Annotated in this window: 1 protein-coding gene; it reads right to left on the bottom strand. The window is 28.5% G+C overall.

Annotated elements, in window-relative coordinates; translation table 11 throughout:
* Nucleotides 1-506, bottom strand: a 506-nt coding sequence (locus IEX22_RS15650; RefSeq protein WP_188669305.1) for a serine hydrolase, incomplete at both ends; no start/stop codon positions are given.

Raw genomic sequence — 506 nt, 5'->3', positions numbered from 1 at the left:
CTTATCACTTTTATTGTCTTTATTCGTAAAAATGACTAAAACAATAGGTTCAGATTGGCCCTTAGGATAAACAAAAGCAACATCATTTCTAGAAGCATATGTTATTGCTTGACCACTTTTATCAGCAACCTTATAGTCTTTTGGAACACCATCTTTAATTAAAGTGTCTCCGTTTTTATTATTAAACATTAAATCAAGTAAGAAATTTTTATTTTTTTTGCTTAATTTTCCATTTGCGATAAGTTTCTTTAAAGTCTTGCCGAAAGCAGCAGGCGTTGAAGTATCTTTTTTGCTCTTTGGTGAATAGTAATTTAATTCTATCTCATATCTAACTGGATTTGTTACTTTATCTCCTAGTTCTTTTAGACGTTGTTTAACTTTTTTGATTCCACCGATTTCTTTTATAATTTTATTGTTTGCTGTATTATCACTATATGTCATTGAAGCCTCAATAAGTTCTTTTAAAGTGATATCTTTTCCTACATATTTTTCTAAAATAGGAGAAT

It is taken from the genome of Tersicoccus solisilvae, from assembly GCF_014643255.1.
Taxonomy (GTDB): domain Bacteria; phylum Actinomycetota; class Actinomycetes; order Actinomycetales; family Micrococcaceae; genus Tersicoccus; species Tersicoccus solisilvae.
This window is presented reverse-complemented; position numbering and strand designations above follow the sequence as displayed.